18 protein-coding genes are annotated in these 19,067 nt (G+C 62.1%); 10 read left to right on the forward strand and 8 right to left on the reverse strand.

Translation table 11 applies throughout. The annotated features are described in order from the left end of the window. Positions 1-126: 126 nt before the first annotated feature. The 3 genes from LIX93_RS10090 to LIX93_RS10100 form a co-directional block, all read right to left on the reverse strand. Positions 127-816 (reverse strand): GNAT family protein, encoded by a 690-nt coding sequence (locus LIX93_RS10090; protein ID WP_226503896.1) that lies wholly within the window; start codon positions 814-816, stop codon positions 127-129. Then, a complete protein-coding gene (locus tag LIX93_RS10095) occupies positions 798-1,268 on the reverse strand; it encodes a GNAT family N-acetyltransferase (RefSeq protein WP_226503897.1) in 471 nt (156 codons plus the stop codon). Before LIX93_RS10095 ends, LIX93_RS10090 begins: the two co-directional genes overlap by 19 nt. A 173-nt stretch (positions 1,269-1,441) precedes the next feature. Continuing rightward, positions 1,442-2,068, reverse strand: coding sequence for an FMN-binding negative transcriptional regulator (locus tag LIX93_RS10100; protein ID WP_226503898.1), 627 nt, complete (start codon positions 2,066-2,068; stop codon positions 1,442-1,444). Between the two features lie 93 nt (positions 2,069-2,161). Between LIX93_RS10100 and LIX93_RS10105 the strand changes: the two genes are divergently transcribed. Both LIX93_RS10105 and LIX93_RS10110 read left to right on the forward strand, forming a co-directional pair. After that, the gene (locus LIX93_RS10105; RefSeq protein ID WP_226503899.1) at positions 2,162-3,709 is read left to right on the forward strand and encodes a PLP-dependent aminotransferase family protein; all 1,548 of its coding nucleotides are present in this window, start codon (positions 2,162-2,164) and stop codon (positions 3,707-3,709) included. 108 nt (positions 3,710-3,817) lie between these two features. Further along, the gene (locus tag LIX93_RS10110) at positions 3,818-4,711 is read left to right on the forward strand and encodes a bestrophin family ion channel (protein WP_226503900.1); all 894 of its coding nucleotides are present in this window, start codon (positions 3,818-3,820) and stop codon (positions 4,709-4,711) included. A 54-nt stretch (positions 4,712-4,765) separates the two neighbouring features. Here the strand turns inward: LIX93_RS10110 and LIX93_RS10115 are convergent, their stop codons facing one another. Together LIX93_RS10115 and LIX93_RS10120 are read right to left on the reverse strand one after the other, a co-directional pair. Continuing rightward, positions 4,766-5,761: an asparaginase gene (locus LIX93_RS10115; RefSeq protein WP_226503901.1), complete on the reverse strand. Its 996-nt coding sequence runs from the start codon at positions 5,759-5,761 to the stop codon at positions 4,766-4,768. Positions 5,762-5,966: 205 nt separating this feature from the next. Beyond that, positions 5,967-7,391, reverse strand: coding sequence for an aspartate ammonia-lyase (locus tag LIX93_RS10120; RefSeq protein WP_226503902.1), 1,425 nt, complete (start codon positions 7,389-7,391; stop codon positions 5,967-5,969). A 164-nt stretch (positions 7,392-7,555) separates the two neighbouring features. Between LIX93_RS10120 and LIX93_RS10125 the strand changes: the two genes are divergently transcribed. After that, the gene (locus LIX93_RS10125; protein ID WP_226503903.1) at positions 7,556-8,461 is read left to right on the forward strand and encodes a LysR substrate-binding domain-containing protein; all 906 of its coding nucleotides are present in this window, start codon (positions 7,556-7,558) and stop codon (positions 8,459-8,461) included. Between the two features lie 246 nt (positions 8,462-8,707). Here the strand turns inward: LIX93_RS10125 and LIX93_RS10130 are convergent, their stop codons facing one another. After that, the gene (locus tag LIX93_RS10130) at positions 8,708-9,331 is read right to left on the reverse strand and encodes a reprolysin-like metallopeptidase (RefSeq protein ID WP_226503904.1); all 624 of its coding nucleotides are present in this window, start codon (positions 9,329-9,331) and stop codon (positions 8,708-8,710) included. Between the two features lie 272 nt (positions 9,332-9,603). Here LIX93_RS10130 and purE point away from each other — a divergent pair, with 272 nt between their 5' ends. The 4 genes from purE (at position 9,604) to LIX93_RS10150 (ending at position 12,360) form a co-directional block, all read left to right on the forward strand. Next, on the forward strand, positions 9,604-10,095 hold the full coding sequence (purE, locus tag LIX93_RS10135; RefSeq protein WP_226503905.1) for a 5-(carboxyamino)imidazole ribonucleotide mutase: 492 nt from the start codon (positions 9,604-9,606) through the stop codon (positions 10,093-10,095). A gap of 24 nt (positions 10,096-10,119) precedes the next feature. After that, positions 10,120-11,202 (forward strand): 5-(carboxyamino)imidazole ribonucleotide synthase, encoded by a 1,083-nt coding sequence (locus LIX93_RS10140; RefSeq protein WP_226503906.1) that lies wholly within the window; start codon positions 10,120-10,122, stop codon positions 11,200-11,202. 148 nt (positions 11,203-11,350) lie between these two features. Next, positions 11,351-11,596: a GlsB/YeaQ/YmgE family stress response membrane protein gene (locus LIX93_RS10145; RefSeq protein WP_226503907.1), complete on the forward strand. Its 246-nt coding sequence runs from the start codon at positions 11,351-11,353 to the stop codon at positions 11,594-11,596. Between the two features lie 224 nt (positions 11,597-11,820). Further along, the gene (locus LIX93_RS10150) at positions 11,821-12,360 is read left to right on the forward strand and encodes a DUF3299 domain-containing protein (protein ID WP_226503908.1); all 540 of its coding nucleotides are present in this window, start codon (positions 11,821-11,823) and stop codon (positions 12,358-12,360) included. Positions 12,361-12,488: 128 nt separating this feature from the next. Here LIX93_RS10150 and LIX93_RS10155 read toward each other — a convergent pair whose 3' ends face one another. Continuing rightward, positions 12,489-13,394, reverse strand: coding sequence for a D-hexose-6-phosphate mutarotase (locus LIX93_RS10155; RefSeq protein ID WP_226503909.1), 906 nt, complete (start codon positions 13,392-13,394; stop codon positions 12,489-12,491). 86 nt (positions 13,395-13,480) lie between these two features. After that, the gene (locus tag LIX93_RS10160; protein WP_008366910.1) at positions 13,481-13,882 is read right to left on the reverse strand and encodes an acyl-CoA thioesterase; all 402 of its coding nucleotides are present in this window, start codon (positions 13,880-13,882) and stop codon (positions 13,481-13,483) included. 373 nt (positions 13,883-14,255) lie between these two features. On the opposite strand from LIX93_RS10160, the gene LIX93_RS10165 reads away from it, so the two are divergent. From LIX93_RS10165 to LIX93_RS10175, 3 genes are all read left to right on the forward strand, one after another. After that, the gene (locus LIX93_RS10165) at positions 14,256-15,548 is read left to right on the forward strand and encodes an MFS transporter (protein WP_226503910.1); all 1,293 of its coding nucleotides are present in this window, start codon (positions 14,256-14,258) and stop codon (positions 15,546-15,548) included. A 169-nt stretch (positions 15,549-15,717) separates the two neighbouring features. Next, the gene (locus LIX93_RS10170; protein WP_226503911.1) at positions 15,718-16,680 is read left to right on the forward strand and encodes a phosphate ABC transporter substrate-binding protein PstS family protein; all 963 of its coding nucleotides are present in this window, start codon (positions 15,718-15,720) and stop codon (positions 16,678-16,680) included. A gap of 97 nt (positions 16,681-16,777) precedes the next feature. Further along, complete coding sequence (locus tag LIX93_RS10175) at positions 16,778-19,054, forward strand: ABC transporter permease subunit (RefSeq protein WP_226503912.1); 2,277 nt, start codon at positions 16,778-16,780, stop codon at positions 19,052-19,054. Positions 19,055-19,067: the final 13 nt, after the last annotated feature.

Raw genomic sequence — 19,067 nt, forward strand, 5'->3', positions numbered from 1 at the left:
TTATATAGCTGAATAATTTGCTACAAACGCTGGGTGTGGTTGAGATGCGGCTGGCGCGTTTGCGGGCAAGCCCGCTCCCACAGAGATTGCATTAACTGTGGGAGCGGGGTCTGCACGCTAAGCTTTTCAGCCCGCTACCAAGGTCGGCTGGCGGCACTCGGGCAGCGTTTTCACCTGGCCGCTCGCGGTCTGGTTGGTCTCCGATAACCAGATTTCGAAGCCGGATTCGATCATCGGCCATTGCTCGTCCATGATCGCGAACCAGGCGGTGTCGCGGTTACGGCCTTTGACCACCATGTGCTGGTGGAATACGCCCTCGGGGCTGAAGCCAAAGCGCTCGGCAGCGCGGCGCGAGCGCAGGTTGGCGTTGTCGCACTTCCATTCGACACGCCGGTACCCCAACTCGAAGGCCAGCTTGGCCAGCAGATAGACCGCTTCGGTGCCCTTTGGGGTGCGTTGCATGGGGGCGCCGAAGGCCACGTGACCGATTTCCAGACGGCCGTGGGCGGGGAAGATGGACATCAGGCTGAGGATGCCTTCGGCGTTGCCGGTGGCCACATCGACCGCGCAAAAGCCCAGCGGATCGTCGCTGATGGCATAGCCGTCGAGCCAGATATCGAACAGTTCGCGGTCCTTGAACGGGCCATACGGCAGGAAATCCCAGAACACCGGGTCGGCACCGGCGCCTTGCAGCGCCTCCCACAGGTCATCGCTATGGCGCACGGGGTCGAGCTTTTCGAGGCGCACGAAGCGTCCGGTGAGGGTGCTGGCAACAGGCTTGGGTACCGTTTTCCAGTTTAATTCTCGAGTCGACATGGAAGCTCCTGGAGGGACTGGCGAAATTGGATATAGCCCGGGCGTTCGGCGACGCGCTCGTACAGTGTAATCGCTGTGCTGTTGGTCTCGTGAGTCAGCCAGTGAACTTTGATGCAGCCATCACGCTTGGCGCTAGCGTAGACGAATTCAATCAACTGGCGACCAATACCGGTGCCGCGCACAGTAGTGTCGACGATTAGATCCTGTAGATAGCAAGAGTTCTCTATCGACCAGCAAGAACGATGATAAATGTAGTGGACCATGCCGACCGCCACCCCATCTTGCCAGGCCAGTGCGGCGTTGATCGGTTCGGCGGTGTCGAGCATGCACGCCCAGGTGACGGCCGTGACCTCGGCGGGGATGTCAGTGTTGTAGAAACGCTGGTAGGCCTGCCACAGGGGCAGCCAGTGGCTGTGGTCGGCGGCGGTGACGGGGCGGAGGGTGACGGTCATGGATTGGAATCCTTGGGGGCTGGCCGGGGGGTTTGTGTCGATGCGGAGGGCCTATTCGCGAGCACGCTCTCTGAGCCATATACCTGTAGGAGCAAGGCTTGCCCGCGAAGGCTGAGTGTCGACCTCAGTTGTCGTACCTGACACGACCTGTAGCGTGCTTCAGGCAGTTAGCATCAAAGGTTTTTCATTGCGCCAGCGAGGGCCTGATCACCGGGATCCCTACTGGCACTCAACCCGGCCTTGACCCCCTGCAAATCGGCGGTCGAACGATTCTGGCCAAGCTTGCGCTTGCCGTGCAGGCGAGCAATCGGGATGGAAAACCCGACGATGGCCCTGAGCATGCCGTCGATGTAGTCCGCTGGCGCATCGCTGACCGACCACGGCTGCGCCTGGCGCGCTTCATGGCGGTCGGTCAGGCCACTGACTACCTGCAGCAAGCGCTGCGCATCGGTGAATACTTCGGCCTGGCCGTAAGCGTGCACGGTCTCGTAGTTCCAGGTCGGCACCACCTTGCCGTGCTCGGCCTTGGCCGCATAAAACCCGGGGCTGATATAGGCATCCACGCCAGGGAAGATCACCATCACCTCACCTGCGGCCAACGCCCGCCAGTGCGGATTGGCCCGCGCCAGATGCCCGTGCAAGGTGCCGAACTCACCGGCATCCGGCTCCAGCAACAGCGGTATGTGGCTGGCCTCGAGGCCATCCGGCCCATGGCTGACCAGGATCGCCAGGCGCGTGGCGAGGATATGCCCGTGCAGCTCGGGCAGAGAGTCGAGGCGAAACGCAGCGGGCGTGTACATGGCGTGATTCCTGTGACGGATGCATTCATCCTAGGCATGATATTGGCCTTGTCCAAGATCCATTAATTGCTATTTAGCCAGGTCCAATCGTTTATGGTCAGCCCCGTCGCTCTGCCCTTCGATCCCTCCGGCATTCAGCTCGACCGTCGCCAAGGGCTCAGCCGTCAGCTGTACCAGGCGCTGCGCACGCGCGTGCTCGAGGGCAAACTCGGCTGTGGCACACGAATGCCGGCCAGCCGCGACCTGGCCAAGGCCCTGGGCATATCGCGTAACAGCGTGGTGCGCGCCTATGATCAGCTATATGCCGAAGGCTTTATCGAGGGACGGGTAGGGGACGGAACCTATATCGCCGAAATAGTGACGCAGATAGCGTCAAGTGGCAGTGCCACAAAAAAACTATCCACAAATATATCCACAGGGTTAAGCACAGGCTTATCCCCAGGGTTATCCACAAAAGTGGCCCCTTTGACTGTGGATTCATACAGTTCAGCGTTGCAAACCCAGTGCGCCAGACGCTTGGATAATCACCACGTTGCCAATCCACGAGGCGGAGAACCTGGTGCATTTCGCGTGGGGATTCCAGCCTTCGATCTGTTCCCTTTCGACGTTTGGGCCAAGCTGCACGGGGCTTTCTGGCGCAAGGCCGATCTTGCCCGACTGGGCTATGGCGACCCGGCGGGGGATGCACGGTTACGCGAGCTGATCGCCGCTTACCTGCGCAGCTCCCGAGGCTTGCAGTGCACACCTGAGCAGATTCTGATCACCTGTGGTGCACAGCAGGCAATAAGCGTTTGTGCACAGCTGCTGATCGAGCCCGGCGACAGTGTCGCTGTGGAAAACCCGGGCTACCGGGCTGCCATTCACGCGCTGGCCAATGCCGGGGCGCGGCTGCACGGTGTAGCGGTGGATGAAGAGGGCTTCGACACCGCGCAACTCGACGCGTTGGACGATTGCCGCCTGGCCTACGTGACGCCCGCCCATCAATACCCTACGGGCGTGACGCTGAGCCTGAGCCGCCGGCTGGCCCTGCTGGAGTGGGCGCAGCGGCGCAACGGCTGGATCATCGAGGATGACTACGACGGCGAATATCGCTACAGCGGTGCCCCGTTGGCACCCCTGGCGGCACTGGATCGGCACGGGCGCGTGTTGTACGTGGGCACGTTCGGCAAAGTGGCGTTCCCGGCGTTGCGCCTGGGTTATCTGGTGTTACCGCCAGCCTTGGTGCAGACCTTCGTCCGGCGCCTGGGTGTAGAGGGTCGCAGCCTGGAAATCGGCAGCCAGGCGGTAATGGCGCAATTTATCGCCGACGGTCATTTTCAACGGCACATCCGCCGGATGCGCCGGGCCGCGTTGAGTCGCCGTGATACCTTGCTGGCGCATTGGCCAGCGGATATCGCCGGGTGCGGGCCCCTGCCTGAGGTGTCGGCAGGATTGCATGTGAAAGTGCCTGTGGATAACCCTGAGCGGGAGCGCGAATTGCTGGATAAGGCGGCTGCGGTGGGGGTTGAGATGACGCCGCTCGCAAGTTATTGGCTGCCGGGCAGTGGTGTGGACAAGAGTGGGCTGGTGCTTGGTTTTGCGGCGGTGCCGGAACCGGCGATTCGTGAGGCGCTGGGCAAGTTGGATAAAGCTTGGCGCTGAAACGATTTGAATCACTCTAGCGCTCTATCTCGCGAACCCTCGACGCTTTTCGGATTCGAACCCTCTTGTGCGCATTGGCGCCCAGGCTCTTCCAACAGGATTTAACGCATGCCGGAAATGATCGTCAAAAAGCTTCTATTGGTTCGCAAGACCGTGACCTACATCGGCTGGTCGTTGTTCTGGCTGCTGATCTGGGACGTGATTGTCACCGTCGATTTCATGCTGTTTCTGGAGCGTAAGTACACGTTGCCAGCGCTGCCCTTGACACTGCTGGGTTCGGCGCTGGTGGTGCTGACCAGTTTTCGTAATTCGAGTGCCTACAACCGTTGGTGGGAAGCCCGCACGCTGTGGGGCGCGCTGGTCAACAACTCGCGCAGTTTCGCGCGGCAGATTCTTACCCTGATCGACGATGATCACGGCATCAACCCGGTCAAGGCGACCTTGCTGCGCCGCCATGTGGCCTATGTGAAGTGTCTGTCGGCGCACCTCAAGGGCCGGCCATGCGATGAAGAGGTGCTGCAATACATTTCAGCGCAGGAATTCGCCAAGGCGCAGACCACCAATAACTTCCCCAACGATTTGCTCAACAGCTCGGCCGCCTTGCTGGTCAAGGAGTACCGCGCCGGACGCCTGGACAGCATCCGCATGGCCAGGCTCGAGTCGACGCTAGTGGAAATTTCCAACTGCCAGGGCGGCATGGAGCGTATCGCCAACACGCCATTGCCCTATCCCTATGTGATGTTCCCGAAGCTGTTCATCACCCTGTTCTGCATCATCGTGCCGATCGGGCTGGTGGAAACGCTGGGTTGGTACACGCCGCTGGCCTCCACCGTTGTGGGTTTCATGCTGCTGGCAATCGAGAAGATCGGCAGCGCGCTGCAAAGCCCGTTCCTGGCCAGCGAGCACGAAATCCAGATGACCGCTCTGTGTCAGAACATCGAGAAAAACCTCGACTCGATGCTGCGCGACGCCCAGGACGAGCGGTTGCCGGCGTTGGTGTGATCAAGGCGTGAAGACGGACTTGAGACCACCCTCACCGGAGAGGGCTTCTCCCGATCAACCCAGCAGTTCACCACACAGATCCAGCTCTACCAAACGGCGCACCTCGTCGAAGCTCAAGCCCACGCCCAGCAAGCCATGCAGCTTGCCCAAGGCGGCCTCGCGGGTCATGCCGCCGCCCGATAGCACACCTACATCGCGCAGGCGTGCGCCGGCTTCATACACATCCAGCTCCACGCCGCCTTCATGGCATTGAGTGATCGCCACCACGATGATGCCGCGGTTGCGCGCGTTGCGCAGGGCTTCGATGAACAGGCTGTTGTCGCTCGGGCCGGTGCCGCTGCCGAAGCATTCGAGTATCAGCGCCTGGATGCCGCTGTCGAGTACCGCCTGCAGCAGGCGCACGTCGAAGCCCGGTACCAGTGGGAGTACGCCGACTTTGGCCTGGGCCTTGGGCTGGCGGTAGTCGAGCTGGCTCGGCAGGGCGCCGACGGCTGTGCCGCCGCCATTGCGTTGCAGGGCGCGGAACGGGTGGCGGCCGAAGCTGCGGATCTTGGCGCAGCGGCTCGGTGGCAGCAGTTCGCCATGGAAATACAGCTGCACGCCAGCGGGTTGGCCTGCGCCAAGGGCCAGCAGGGCGCCATTAAGGTTTTCCCAGGCGTCGCTATCCGCCGCGCCGGCCGGCAGCATGGCGCCGGTGAACAGTACCGGGGCGGGCAAACCCAGCAGTTGGAAGCTCAAGGCGGCGGCGCTGTAGGCCAGGGTGTCGGTGCCGTGCAGCACCAGGACAGCATCGCACTTGTCTACCAGCACGGCATGCACGATGGCTTCGCGCAGCAGCTGCCAGTACGCGGGCGACATATTGGCACTGTCGATCAGTGGCAGCAGTTCGAGGAAGGTCCAGTGCGGCACCTGCAGTTCAGGCTGGGCATCCAGTTGCGCGCGCATCCGCGCCTCGAAGCCCGAGGCCGGGGCGAGGCCGTTGGCGCTGGCCTGCATGCCGATGGTGCCTCCGGTATAGAGAACCTTGATGTGTTGCGCGGGAGAGGTCATGGCCAGTCCTGTTTGTATTGGTTGTTGGATTGGGAGCCAATCCAGGGTCGATCTTGGAATTTTGTGCAAGTTTCGCCGGCGAAGAGGCCCTCGGCAGCCCCGTGATTCTCGCACAGTGAATAAAAAAAGGGCCCGCAGCCAGAAGCTGCGAGCCCTCAAAAGGTGAGAGGTGTCTAGTCTCTCGACCTGGTGAGCAGTGCCGGCATCAGGCCTTGAGAGGAACCAGACGCGGCGCGATCATGTTTTCCGGGCGCAGGATGTCGGCGAGCATGACGTCGTCGAGCAGGCCTTCTTCGCGCACCAGTTCCAGCACGCCGCGGCCACTTTCAAGAGCGATACGGGCGATGCGGGTGGCGTTTTCATAGCCGATGTAGGGGTTGAGCGCGGTGACCAGGCCAATGGAGTGCTCGACCAGCTCGCGGCAGCGTTGCTCGTTGGCGGTGATGCCGACGATGCAGTGCTCGCGCAGCATGTCCATGGCGCGTTGCAGCAGGCGGATCGAGTCGAAGATCTTGTAGGCGATCAGCGGTTCCATGACGTTGAGCTGCAATTGCCCGCCTTCGGCGGCGATGGTCAGGGCCAGGTCGTTGCCCATGATTTCGAAGGCGCACATGTTCACCGCCTCCGGAATCACCGGGTTGACCTTGCCCGGCATGATCGAGCTGCCTGGCTGACGCGCCGGCAGGTTGATTTCGTTGATGCCGGTACGCGGGCCGCTGGACAGCAGGCGCAGGTCGTTGCAGATCTTCGACAGCTTGACCGCAGTACGCTTGAGCATGCCCGAGAACAGCACGAAGGCGCCCATGTCGGAGGTTGCTTCGATCAGGTCGGCAGCCGGTACCAGCGGTTGGCCGCTGATGGTCGCCAGGCGCGACACGGCCAGGTACTGGTAGCCCGGGTCGGCGTTGATGCCGGTGCCGATCGCGGTGCCGCCCAGGTTCACTTCGGTGAGCAGTTCCGGGGCCAGGGTGCGCAGGCGGTTGAGGTCTTCGGTCAGGGTCGTGGCGAAGGCACGGAATTCCTGGCCGAGGGTCATCGGCACGGCGTCCTGCAGCTGGGTGCGGCCCATCTTCAGTACGTGGGCGAACTCGACACCCTTGGCTGCGAAGGCCTGGATCAGGCTGTCGAGGCTGGCCAGCAGCGCGTCATGGCCCAGCAGCAGGCCCAGGCGGATGGCGGTCGGGTAGGCGTCGTTGGTCGACTGCGCCATGTTCACGTCGTTGTTGGGGTGCAGGTACTGGTACTCACCCTTGTTGTGGCCCATCGCCTCAAGGGCGATGTTGGCGATCACTTCGTTGGCATTCATGTTGGTCGAAGTGCCAGCACCGCCTTGAATCATGTCCACCACGAATTGGTCGTGGAAATCACCGCGAACCAGGCGCGCACAGGCTTCGCTGATGCCGGCATGCTTGGCCGTGCTCAGGTGGCCGAGCTGATGGTTGGCATCGGCGGCCGCCTGTTTGACCATCGCCAGTGCTACCACCAGCTTGGGGTAGTGCGACAGCGGCACGCCGGACAAGCGGAAGTTGTTCACTGCTCGCAGAGTCTGAATGCCGTAATAGGCTTCGGCGGGTACTTCGAGAACGCCAAGCAGGTCTTTTTCGATGCGCGATGATGCAGCGGAGGACATGATAGATATAGTCTCGGACTAGGGGCCGGTGAGCACCGGAGTGGCGCCAATACTAGGCTGGCGCGGATTTGAGCTCCAATGCTGTTGCACGCTAAGCTATGCACAATCGGCATAATGTTGATGTGACGACAGTCTTTGATCGGACGTGTGAGGCAAGCGCAACCATGAACCTCGAAAGCAAGTGGCTTGAAGACTTCAGTGCCCTGGCGGCCACGCGCAGTTTCTCCCAGGCGGCGGAGCGCCGCTTTGTCACTCAGCCGGCGTTCAGCCGGCGAATCCGCAGCCTTGAAGCAGCACTGGGCCTGACGCTGGTGAACCGCTCGCGCACCCCGGTGGAGCTGACCGAGGCGGGGCAGTTGTTTCTGGTCACGGCGCGCACGGTGGTCGAGCAGCTCGGTGAAGTGCTGCGCCATTTGCACCACCTCGAAGGTGGTCAGGGCGAAGTCATGCAAGTGGCAGCGGCGCATTCGCTGGCCCTGGGGTTTTTCCCGCGCTGGATCGCGCAGCTGCGCAACGAGGGCCTGAACATCGCCACGCGGCTGGTGGCGACCAATGTCGGCGATGCCTTGCATGCCCTGCGCGAGGGCGGCTGCGACCTGATGCTGGCGTACTACGATCCGGATGCGGCGCTGCAGATGGACCCGGAAATCTTCCCGTCGCTGCACCTGGGGCAGACCGAGATGCTGCCGGTGTGTGCCGCCGCAGCCGACGGCCAGCCACTGTTCGAGCTGGAGGGCGAGGGCAGCGTGCCGTTGCTGGCCTACAGCGCGGGGGCGTTTCTCGGTCGTTCGGTGAGCCTGCTGCTGCGTCAGCATAAGTTGCGCTACACCACGGTGTACGAGACAGCCATGGCCGACAGCCTGAAGAGCATGGCGTTGGAGGGGTTGGGTATCGCCTGGGTACCGCGGCTCAGCGTCTCGGCCGAACTGGGCCGTGGCGAGCTGGTGCAGTGCGGCGGAGCGCAGTGGCAAATCCCGCTGGAGATTCGCCTCTACCGCTGCGCGCTGATGCGCAATGCGCAAGTGCGGCTGCTGTGGCGCAAGCTGGAGGCGGCGAGCGCTGGAGCTTGAGCCTGTATGGGCTCGGCTGACAGTCGGTATCGCCCGGGTGGGCGAGCAGGCTAAAAACTTTATCTGTGCTAATGGTGGCTATGAAGCAGCACCGGGGGCGGAGTTCGATTCGCGGTCCCGAGAACAGGTAGATATAGGGGGCGCAGGTGCAAAACTGGAGATCAGTCACTGCCCCTGCGCGTAGGCTGCGATGCTCAGGTACGCCTGACTCGGCTTGAGGCTGAAAGCGCAGGCGCAGGGGCGGCATCAAGGGAATTGGATCAAGTGCTCGCCGATCAAGTCCTCGTTGGCTTCGCTGAACGCATTGCAATGGGCTTTAATCGGGTTGCGCCACGCCATGAAGGAATCGCACAGGCTCCAACCGCTCTTGGCGTTCTCATGGGTAGCACCGAACATGTGGCCCAGTTCATGGGCAACGTTGCTGTAGGCAGTGAGCGAGGCGATGCCGGCATTGTGCAAGTGAGAGGTCAGGCCGTGGGTCTCAGCATTCATCGGGTCGGTGGTCAACAGCAGAGCTTTCTGCAACTGGCCATTTCCTGGCTTTTCGTTCGCCTGGAAGTGCCAGCGGGTGAGTTTGGTGATCTCGTTGAGCAGTTCCGAATTGTTGTCGTTGCGATAGTTCATCGTGGTGACGTCGTTCGGCTCGGTGATGTATTCGAATTCCACTTCACGACCGCTGATATCGGTCATGGCTTTTTCCCAGTGCGATAAATAGTCCTTGTGCAGCTGTTCCGTAGATAACGTCACGTCCTGATGGACGAACAGCGTGATCTGCAGGGGTTGAGGTCTGGCGAATGCCTGGCCGGCGATCATGCTCAACGAGACGAGCGCGGTAATGGCAAGATAGCGGGCTTTTGCGAAATTTTTCATGGTGGGTTCTTCCTTGAGTATAGGTTGAGGCAGGCGCTTCCATCACGCGCGACTGCCGTCTTATTAGGCGCCTTCAACTCGACAGTAGGCATACAGACACATTTCCCCGGTGCGCCGGATGGGGGGCGTATCTGCCCGAAACTTGCGCTATACTGCGCGGCCTTTGGCCGGTTCGACCGGCCTTAAATCGCATAACAAGCCACGCTGGTTTCCCCGCGTGGCTTGTTGTTTTTTGACGCGCCTGCGGGCGCCCAAGAGAAAGAGGCTCGACGATGAGTGCACTGGTTGGCGTGATCATGGGCTCCAAGTCCGATTGGTCCACCCTTAGCCACACCGCCGACATGCTGGACAAGCTCGGCATTCCGTTCGAGGTCAAGGTGGTCTCCGCCCACCGCACTCCGGACCTGCTGTTCCAGTACGCCGAGGAAGCCGAAGCCCGTGGGCTTGAGGTGATCATCGCCGGCGCCGGTGGTGCGGCTCACCTTCCGGGCATGTGCGCGGCCAAGACGCACCTGCCGGTGCTCGGTGTGCCGGTGCAGTCGTCCATGCTCTCGGGTGTCGATTCGTTGCTGTCCATCGTGCAGATGCCTGCGGGCGTGCCGGTCGCTACTCTGGCGATCGGCAAGGCTGGCGCCATCAATGCCGCGCTGTTGTCGGCGAGCATCCTGGGCGCCAAGCACCCGCAATTCCACGTCGCGCTCAAGCAGTTCCGTGTCGAGCAGACGGATACCGTCCTGGACAATCCAGACCCGCGCCAGGCCTGAAGTGGGCAACATGAGGTTCGCAGTATGAAGATCGGTGTTATCGGTGGCGGCCAGCTGGGCCGCATGCTGGCCCTGGCGGGTACTCCGTTGGGCATGAATTTCGCGTTTCTCGACCCCGCCCCGGACGCCTGCGCCGCTTCGCTGGGCGAGCACCTGCGTGCCGACTATGGCGATCAGGATCACTTGCGCCAACTGGCCGACGAAGTTGACCTGGTGACCTTCGAGTTCGAAAGCGTGCCGGCTGAAACCGTCGCTTTCCTCTCGCAGTTCGTGCCGGTCTACCCGAGCGCCGACGCCTTGCGTATCGCCCGCGATCGCTGGTTCGAGAAGAGCATGTTCAAGGACCTGGGTATTCCCACCCCGGCCTTCGCCGACATCCAGTCCCAGGCCGATCTTGACGCTGCGGTGGCCACCATCGGCCTGCCTGCGGTACTCAAGACCCGCACCCTGGGCTACGACGGCAAGGGCCAGAAGGTCCTGCGCAGCGCGGCCGACGTGGTCGGTACTTTTGCCGAGCTCGGCGGCGTTGCCTGCCTGCTTGAGGGCTTCGTGCCGTTCACGGGTGAAGTGTCGCTGATCGCCGTGCGCGCCCGTGATGGCGAGACGCGCTTCTACCCGCTGGTGCACAACACCCATGACAACGGCATCCTGCGCCTGTCGATCGCCAGCACCGACCATCCGCTGCAGGCGTTGGCCGAGGACTACTCGGCCCGGGTGCTGGAAAAACTCGATTACGTAGGCGTCATGGCGTTCGAGTTCTTCGAAGTCGACGGCGGCCTCAAGGCCAACGAGATCGCCCCGCGCGTGCACAACTCCGGGCACTGGACCATCGAAGGCGCCGAGTGCAGCCAGTTCGAGAACCACTTGCGCGCGGTGGCCGGTTTGCCGCTGGGTTCTACCGCCAAGCTGGGCGAGAGCGCGATGCTCAACTTCATCGGCGAAGTGCCGTCGGTGAGCAGCGTCATCGCCCTTGAAGACTGCCACCTGCATCACTACGGCAAGGCCTTCAAGGCCGGACGCAAGGTCGGCCATGCCACTCTGCGCAGCGCCGATCTGGCCACGTTGCAGCAACGGATCGCGGCGGTCGAAGCGCTGATCGGCGACTGATGGCTGTGGTTTTATAGCCTTCACCTACAAACCCGGCGCGCTGCCGGGTTTGTCATATTTGAACCATTGCAATGGGTTACCCTCTGATTGCAGGACGCCAACGCCCATCGGGAGTTGATCATTTCAATTTTTATGCAGAGGTATTCACATGGGCATCATCGGCACTATTTTCATCGGTTTGATCGTTGGTCTGATCGCGCGCTTTCTCAAGCCAGGCGATGACAGCATGGGCTGGATCTTGACCATCCTGCTGGGTATCGGTGGTTCGCTGGTAGCGACCTACGGTGGGCAGGCACTGGGCATCTACCGCGCGGGCGAGGGTGCTGGCTTCATCGGTGCAGTGGTCGGCGCGATCATCCTGCTCGTTGTCGTTGGGCTGATTCGCAGGAAGTAATCGGCGAGGCAAGTTGCTGGATCTGCTTTGTCAGGCTGGGCCTCTTCGCCGCCGAACGCGCAACCTTGCTCCCACTGGCGCCGCCGGCTCGGCTGGCATTATGGGAGCAAGGTTGCGCGTTCGGCGGCGAAAGAGTCCGTCCAGACACTCCAAATTACCCTGCTGCACAATCGCCCCTCGCAACGCTAGAATCCCTCTCCCAACCCTCTCTTCCCGAGCCCTCGATGCGCCGTATTCTCCTGATCTCCTTGCTGCTCGGCTGCTGCGGGCTGGCCAGTGCCGCCGAACCGCCGGAAACCGACTGGCTGGCGCTGATGCCCAAGTCGGATCAAAAGGCGCTGGAAGACATGCCCGACATCACCCATAACACCCCGGAAGGGGATGGCAACTTCACCCACAAGGGTGGGCTCAAGCAGAGCAAGGGCTTGCCAGCGGTGATGTACTCGACCAAGACGGTCGCGGCGATGGATGGCAAGAACATCCGCATCGGCGGCTATCCGGTGCCGCTGGAAACCGACGCCAAGGGCCGCAGCACGCTGTTCTTCCTCGTGCCGTACCCCGGCGCCTGCATTCATGTGCCGCCACCGCCGCCTAACCAGATGGTGCTGGTGCGTTATCCCAAGGGGCTCAAGCTCGATGACATCTACACGCCGCTGTGGGTGATCGGGGGCTTGAAGGTGGAGAAGGTCAGCAACGACCTGGCCGATGCGGCCTACGCGTTGGATGCCTCGAAGGTGCGAGTGGTGGAGGATGCGGATCTGTGATGGCCGTTGGGCGTGTGCCGGCAGGCTCGACCTCTCCCACAGAGTCGACTGGACTGCAGTCGTACACGTGTGGGAGCAAGGCTTGCCCGCGAAGGGGTCGGGCCTGCTGTAGACAAGTCCAGGTCCGCCTACAACGCCTCGCTGGCGATCGCCACACTCATGGTGTGTTCGGCACCCGGCGCCAGGGTGACGACATCGTCCAACACGTTGGCGGTCTCGATGCAGAACATCTGTTGCCAGCCATCGTTGGCCATGTCGTCCAGGTTGGCGGCGCGGTCGATCCAGGGATTCCAGATGACGGCGTTCTTCGAACCACTCGGGCTCAGCACGATGCGTCGATTGCGCTGCGGATCCTCGATCGTCAGTTTCTCCGGCGTAGCCAGGTAGACGCGGTCGGTTTCACCGGTCACTTTAAGCGGGCCGGTCTGGCTGCGCTGCTCCCAGTCCTCGACCCCGACGGTTTCCATGTAGCTCAGCCCGGCGACGCTCTCGACACTGATCTGGCGCACATCGCCGACCGAGAAATAACTATGCAGGGCCTGACTGAAGACCAGTGTCTGGGCGCCGATATTGCGGGTGGTAAGGCTCAACTTCAGGCTGTCGCCCATGACGATGGTCAGGCTTAACGCGGCCGGGTGATCCCAGCCCGGGAATCCTTGCTCGGCCTGGGGCAAGGTCAACTCGATGCGCACACCGGCTTCGGTATCTTCGATGCCTTTGAGCGTCCACTCCAAGGTACGGACCAAGCCATGTGCGGTCGGCGCTTCGTCGCTGACGCGCATGGCTTGCACCGCCTGCGGGTTTTTCGCCAGGTTGCCGAACCACGGCCAGCATACTGGCACGCCAGCCCGGACCGCCTTGCCCTTGATGAAGTGCGACTGGTCGTTCAACCAGATCAGCGGCGGCTGCCCAGTGCGGGTATAGCTGACTACCTGCGCGCCTTGGGCGAGCACCAACAACTCGGCTTGGCCATCATTGATCTGCCAGCCGTGCAATTCACCCAGCGTAATCTCTTTAACCTGGTGCTTGGACATACCTGTCTTCTCGCTCATGAGCCATGGATGTGGAATGGACCGTCATCCGCGGCTCAAGTTTAACGTCCGCGCATGACTGGGAGGCCTCAGCGTCGCGGCGGCACCGAGCGGGTGCGACCGCTGCCGTCAATGGCGACGAACACGAACACCGCTTCGGTGACCTTGCGCCATTCGCTGGACAGCGGGTCATCGCTCCACACTTCGACCATCATCTGGATCGAGCTGCGGCCGATCTCCAGCGTCTGGGTATAGAAGGACAACTGCGCGCCCACCGCGACCGGGACCAGGAACGCCATGCGGTCGATGGCTACGGTGGCCACACGCCCGCCTGCGACCTTGCTGGCCATCGCGGTGCCGGCGAGGTCCATCTGGGCCACCAGCCAGCCGCCAAAAATGTCGCCGAAGCCGTTGGTTTCCCGCGGCAGGGCGGTGATCTGCAAGGCCAGGTCGCCTTGGGGAATCGGATCTTCTTGTTCGAGTTCAATCATGCCTGGGGTCCCTCTGACCCGTGACGCTTCACTGGTTGGCGTGGTTGATCTACGCCTCGAAATCGGTTCGACAGCCATACTACGCTGCTTTTGTAACGAGACGCGCCAGGATAACTCTGCGAAATCGACTATGGGCCGACCGTAGCGGCGCTTTCGCACAATTGCCTGCAAGAACAATCTGTAACAAAACTAGTTCGAACACCGCCCAGTATATCGGCGCAATGCGGTGACAACGACCGCCAGAAAGCGATTTTGACCGTTTGGCGGCAGTTCTATGTGGTTTTCCGTAGCAATTTGCTATCGTGCGCCACCTGCCAGCCGTAATCAGCCCTGAACCGGGGTTGAAGATCTATCGAATAAGAGACGTTTTCTGATGAATTCCGTGCCTTCGAGTGTCGCGCAGCCCTCGCGACCGCTGACCCGCAATGATTACAAGACGCTGTCGTTGTCCGCACTGGGCGGTGCGCTCGAGTTTTACGACTTCATCATCTTCGTGTTTTTCGCCGCAGTCGTCGGCCAGCTGTTTTTCCCGGCCGACATGCCGGATTGGCTGCGCCTGATGCAGACCTTCGGGATCTTCGCTGCCGGCTACCTGGCGCGGCCGCTAGGCGGCATCGTCATGGCGCACTTCGGCGACCTGCTGGGGCGCAAGAAGATGTTCACCCTGAGCATCTTCATGATGGCTGTGCCGACGCTGATCATGGGCCTGCTGCCGACCTATGCGCAGATCGGTATGTGGGCACCGATCCTGCTGTTGTTGCTGCGCGTGATCCAGGGCGCGGCCATTGGTGGTGAAGTGCCGGGCGCCTGGGTGTTCGTGTCCGAGCACGTGCCGGCGCGCAACATCGGCTATGCCTGCGGCACGCTGACCTGCGGCCTGACCTCGGGGATTCTGCTGGGCTCGCTGGTGGCCACGGCCATCAACACGATCTACCTGCCTACCGAAGTGATCGATTTCGCCTGGCGTATCCCGTTCCTGCTGGGCGGCGTATTCGGCCTGGCGTCGGTGTACCTGCGCCGGTGGCTGCATGAAACGCCGGTGTTCGCCGAGCTGCAGCAGCGCAAGGCGCTGGCGGCAGAGGTTCCGCTCAAAGCGGTATTGCGCGATCACCGGGGGGCGGTGGTGGTATCGATGCTGCTGACCTGGTTGCTGTCCGCAGGCATCATCGTGGTCATTCTGATGACCCCCACCGTGTTCCTGCAGAAGATGCTGGGGTTCACGCCCAGCCTGGCGCTGCAAGCCAATAGCGTCGCAATCGTGTTCCTGAGCATCGGTTGCATCGCCGCCGGCGCCCTGGCGGACCGTGTCGGTGCGGGCAAGGTCTTCACCGTGGGCAGCCTGGCCCTGGGCGTGTCGTCGTGGGTCATGTATCACAGCCTGCAGTCGCACCCGGACTGGCTGTTCCCGCTGTATGGCCTCACTGGCCTGCTGGTCGGCGTGATCGGTGCGGTGCCTTACGTGATGGTCAAGGCTTTCCCGCCGGTGGTTCGTTTCACCGGGTTGTCGTTTTCCTACAACCTGGCGTACGCGATCTTCGGCGGCCTGACGCCGATGGTGGTGACCTGGCTGCTCAAGGACTACCCCATGGCATTGGCGTATTACGTGGCGGGTATCTGCGTGATCGGCTTTTGCGTTGGTCTGTACCTGTTGGCCAAAAAGCGCTGATAACGCTGTCAGGCAGATGTACACCTGACCTTGTTCGAGTAGGCGCTGCCCGCGAAGCTTCGTGGGCAGCGCCTACTCCCACAGGAGGTAGGGTGGTTTTCGGTATCGTCATCTGTCTGTCACATTACTTTCATACAGTGCCCCCGTCCTTTTCTGTCAGGAGCACGGCATGACTCTCACGCGACTGCTGGCAGCCTTCACGTTGGTCTTCGCCACGGCCAATGCCATGGCCGCAGTAGACCCGAGCATCCCCGCCTATGTGAAGACCACCGGCGTCTCCGGCAATCTCTCCAGCGTCGGCTCCGATACTCTCGCCAACCTCATGACCCTGTGGGCCGAGGCGTATAAACGGCAGTACCCCAACGTCAATATCCAGATCCAGGCCGCAGGCTCCTCTACCGCGCCACCGGCCTTGACCGAAGGCACTGCAACCATCGGCCCCATGAGCCGGCGCATGAAGGACATCGAACTGCAAGCGTTCGAGCAAAAGTACGGCTATAAGCCCACGGCCATCCCAGTGGCAGTCGATGCGCTGGCGGTGTTCGTGCACAAGGACAATCCCATCGACGGCCTGACCCTGCAACAGCTCGACGCGATCTTCTCCGTCACCCGCCTGTGCGGTGCCAGGGCCGATGCCAAGACCTGGGGCGAACTGGGCGTCAGCGGCGATCTGGCCAGCAAACCGGTGCAGCTGTTCGGGCGCAACTCGGTGTCTGGCACCTACGGTTTTTTCAAGGAAGAAGCCCTGTGCAAGGGCGACTTCAAGGCCAACGTCAACGAACAGCCCGGCTCAGCCTCGGTGGTGCAGGCCATCAGCAACTCCCTCAACGGCATCGGCTATTCCGGCATCGGCTACCAGACCGCCAGCGTGAAAATGGTGCCCCTGGCGAGAAAGGCCGGCGAACCCTTTGTCGAAGACAACGAAACCAACGCCCTCAATGGCACCTACCCGCTGGCGCGCTACCTCTATGTGTATGTGAACAAGGCGCCGAACAAGCCGCTGGCGCCCCTGGAAGCCGAGTTCGTCAAACTGGTACTGTCGCAGACGGGTCAGACGGTGGTGGTCAAAGATGGCTATATTCCGCTGCCCGCCAAAGTGGTGACCAAGGCGTTGACCGACCTGGGCCTTTAGCGCGAGCTCGGCAAGGCCAGGCTGTCTTCGTGCTGTCACATTTCAGTAACTTTAACGTCATAAGATGTGCGCGCATGATCCAGCCGGCCTACCCTAGATGAAATTGACCCCTCCCAAGCTGGACGAAGCCCCAGCGCGCATCGATTTCAACACGCCGCAGCTCAAGCGCAAGCGTCGGTTGCGCGCGCTGAACGACCGGCTGACCCGCTGGTACGTGAGCATCGGTGGCCTGGCCGTGCTGGCGGCCATTACGCTGATCTTCTTCTATCTGGCCTACGTGGTGCTGCCGCTGTTCAAGGGCGCCGAATTGCAGGCCAGAGCGCCGCTCAGCCCGGCCTGGCTGCAAGATGCCGGCAAACCGCTGCTGATCAACCTCGAAGAGCAGAACCTGGCCGGCATGCGGGTGTCCGATCGCGGCGAGGTGGTGTTCTTCGATACCCAATCGGGCGCCGAATTGCGCCGCGTGGCGCTGCCGATCCCGGCGGGCGTCAGCATTACCTCCCTGGGCCGCGACCAGCCCGGTGCGGCGAGGGTGGTGGTGGGACTGTCCAACGGTCAGGCGCTGGTGTTCCATCACAGCTACAAGGTCACCTACCACGACGACATCAAGGCCGTTGAGCCGGCCATCGATTACCCCTATGGCGCCGCTGCGCTGGTGCTCGACGAGCAAGGTCGGGCGCTGGATCATGTCAGTATCAACGCCACCGACAGCAGGCTGATCCTGGCGGCCTCGTCGGGCTCGCAGCTATTCGTGCAGTCCCTGGTCCTCGCCGACAACCCGCTCACCGGCCAGTCGTCCCAAACCCAGGCGCGCATCGAGCTGCCGAACATGCCTGAAGCGGTCAAGGCGATCTTCGTCGACCCGCGCCAGCAATGGCTGTACGTGGTCAACGGTCGCGCTCAGGTGGATGTTTTCAACCTTACCGATCGCACCCTCAATGGCCGCTACAAGCTGCTCGAAGACGCCAATGCGCAAGTAACCGCCAGCGCCCAGCTGGTGGGCGGTGTGTCGCTGATGATCGGCAGCTCCAAGGGCGGCATCGGCCAATGGTTCATGGCCAGGGACACCGACGGCGAACCGCGCCTGAGCCATATCCGCGACTTCCAGCTGGGCAGCAGCGCGATCCTGCAGATCAACCCCGAGCAGCGGCGCAAGGGGTTTCTGGCCCGAGATGCCGCGGGAAATCTGGGGGTGTTCCACAGCACCGCGCACCGCACCCTGCTGATCGAGCCGGTGGCCGCCGACGCGGATTGGCTGGCATTGTCGCCGCGCGCCAATCAGGTGATGATCGAGGCCGGGCACCGTTTGCGGCCGATGAGCCTCGACAACCCGCACCCGGAAGTGTCGTGGAGCGCTTTGTGGGACAAGGTCTGGTACGAGCACTACGACGCGCCCGAGTACGTCTGGCAGTCAACCGCCGCCAACAGTGATTTCGAGCCCAAGCTGAGCCTCGCGCCGCTGGCGTTCGGCACCCTCAAGGCGGCGTTCTACGCCATGCTCATGGCGGCGCCGCTGGCCATTGCCGCGGCCATCTACACCGCGTACTTCATGGCGCCGAGCCTGCGCCGCAAGGTCAAACCGGTCATCGAACTGATGGAGGCCATGCCCACGGTGATCCTCGGCTTTTTTGCCGGGTTGTTTCTGGCGCCCTATCTGGAAGGCCATCTCCCCGGTATTTTCAGTGTTTTCCTGCTCACCCCTCTCGGCATCCTGCTGGCCGGCTTTGCCTGGTCGGCGCTGCCGGCCTCCTTGCGTTTGCGGGTACCGGCGGGCTGGGAGGCGGCCATCCTCATACCGGTGATCCTGGCGGTGGCCTGGTTCGCGCTGTTCATGAGCCCGTACCTCGAGGCCTGGCTGTTCGCTGGCGACATGCGTCAGTGGATCACCGCCGACCTGGGCCTGAGCTTCGATCAGCGCAATGCTTTGGTGGTAGGGATCGCCATGGGCTTTGCGGTCATCCCGACGATCTACTCGATTGCCGAAGACGCGGTGTTCAGCGTGCCGCGCAGCCTGACCGAAGGCTCGCTGGCGCTGGGCGCAACGCCTTGGCAGACCCTCACCCGCGTGGTGATCCTCACCGCCAGCCCGGGGATTTTCTCGGCCTTGATGATCGGCCTGGGCCGTGCGGTAGGCGAGACCATGATCGTGCTGATGGCTACCGGCAACACCCCGATCATGCAGATGAACCTGTTCGAAGGCATGCGCACCCTGGCGGCGAACGTCGCCGTCGAGATGCCTGAATCTGAAGTGGGCGGCAGTCACTACCGCGTGCTGTTCCTCGCTGCCCTGGTGCTGCTGGTGTTTACCTTCGTGATGAATACCCTGGCCGAGCTGATTCGCCAGCGTCTTCGCAAGCAATACTCGTCCCTTTAAGGAAGGCCGACAT

The sequence above is a fragment of the Pseudomonas sp. MWU16-30317 genome (assembly GCF_020515695.1).
Classification (GTDB): Bacteria; Pseudomonadota; Gammaproteobacteria; order Pseudomonadales; family Pseudomonadaceae; genus Aquipseudomonas.